The organism is Leucobacter sp. NPDC077196, assembly GCF_040687075.1.
Lineage (GTDB): Bacteria > Actinomycetota > Actinomycetes > Actinomycetales > Microbacteriaceae > Leucobacter.
In genome coordinates this window covers 1-1,463 of the sequence record NZ_JBFBML010000045.1, presented here as the reverse complement: position 1 = coordinate 1,463, position 1,463 = coordinate 1, and the positions used below count along the sequence as shown (strand labels likewise).

General features: G+C 61.0%; 3 protein-coding genes. 1 reads left to right on the top strand and 2 read right to left on the bottom strand.

Annotation, left to right across the window (positions count from 1 at the left end; genetic code table 11):
* The coding region (locus tag AB0O71_RS15440) for a helix-turn-helix domain-containing protein (protein ID WP_363746733.1) at window positions 1-114 on the top strand (114 nt) is incomplete at its 5' end.
* Window positions 115-201: 87 nt separating this feature from the next.
* Here the strand turns inward: AB0O71_RS15440 and AB0O71_RS15435 are convergent.
* Both AB0O71_RS15435 and AB0O71_RS15430 read right to left on the bottom strand, forming a co-directional pair.
* Window positions 202-606: an arsenate reductase ArsC gene (locus AB0O71_RS15435; RefSeq protein ID WP_346057245.1), complete on the bottom strand. Its 405-nt coding sequence runs from the start codon at window positions 604-606 to the stop codon at window positions 202-204.
* 24 nt (window positions 607-630) lie between these two features.
* A partial coding sequence (locus AB0O71_RS15430; protein ID WP_363746730.1) for a metalloregulator ArsR/SmtB family transcription factor occupies window positions 631-1,463 on the bottom strand: 833 nt, incomplete at its 5' end.

The window sequence follows — 1,463 nt, the reverse complement described above, 5'->3', positions numbered from 1 at the left end:
ACTCACGCGGCTGGCACCCATACGCAGACGGAGCTCGCCGAACTGTTCGATATCTCTCGCGCCACGGTGTACCGCGAGCTCCAACGGGCCTTACCACCCAAGCCGGCGATCTAGCGTCGCGAAGAAGGTACCTCTTATCCTGCGGTGCGCCGTGACAACCTATGCTGCTCCTCACGAACGGTCGTTTCTAGGGTTTGTGAGCTACACCAATTCACTCACAAGCTGACTGATACGTGTACGGATCTCGTCACGGATGGGTCGTACTGCGTCAAGATCCTGCCCGGCCGGATCATCAAGCTTCCAGTCCTCGTAGCGTTTTCCGGGGAAGAATGGGCAGGCGTCTCCGCAGCCCATTGTGATGACGACGTCAGAGTCCTGGACGGCTTCTGTGGTGAGTACTTTGGGCTGCTCAGATGTGATGTCGATACCGAGTTCCGCCATCGCGGCTGCGGCCATTGGGTTGATTTGATTGGCTGGCATCGAGCCGGCTGATCGAACCTCGATGCGGTCTCCGGCGATGTCGCGCAGGAATCCTGCGGCCATCTGGGACCGGCCAGCGTTATGGACACAGACGAATAGTACGGAGGGCTTATTGGTGTCAGTCATGAATGAGTCGCTCCAGATAGTTGGTTAGTGGGTGAGGTCGTCGACGAGGGTGCGGACTCGAGCGGCAATGTCATCCCGAATGGCTTGCACGCCCGCGTCGGATGCGAGAGCGGGATCGCCCACGGCCCAGTCCTCGTAGCGGACGCCCGGGATGATGGGGCATACGTCTCCGCACCCCATCGTGATCACTACGTCTGCCGCACGAATCGCATCGTCGGTGAGGGGTTTTGGGAACCGGTCAGCTGCGGCACTTTCCCCTTCGATGTCAGCGATCAGCGACCGCACGTGAGGGTGGATCACATCGGCCGGTTGAGACCCGGCCGAGCGAGCGATAACGCGTCCGTCCGAGATCTGATTCACGAGCGCTGCGGCGAGCTGGGAACGACCGGCGTTTGCGACGCAGACAAACAGCACTTGAGGTGCGGATGTGTCGTGATGTTTCGTGAGGTCACTGATGCGTTGGCGGGCGAACCGTTCGGTGAGTGGGATGAGCGCAGTGGTCACTCGTGCGGTGCTGGCGAGCGCTGTGTAGGACTCACGCACGATGGAGCGAACGATCTGTGCGTCGAGCTCTGGTATCTCTGCGGCGAGTTCGTCAGCGAGTCGGGTCACTCGGGCGTCAAAGTCCGGGCGCACCACGTCAGCTGACTGAGTATCCAGCGGCCTTGCCAGTGCGGCCGGGGCGAAAGATTCGAGTAGCGCCGTGACTGCTTGTTGCCGGCCGGGTGTGATCCGGTACCAAACCCATGTACCGCGCCGCTCTGCCGTGAGGACGTCAACCTCTTTGAGTACTTTCAAGTGGTGGGACACGGTGGGCTGGGAGACGTTGGCGAGTTCGGCGAGATCGCATACGCACG

Coding starts and splice junctions, on each gene's coding strand:
- AB0O71_RS15435 (WP_346057245.1), bottom strand. CDS start 606: ATGACTGACACCAATAAGCCCTCCGTACTATTCGTCTGTGTCCATAAC.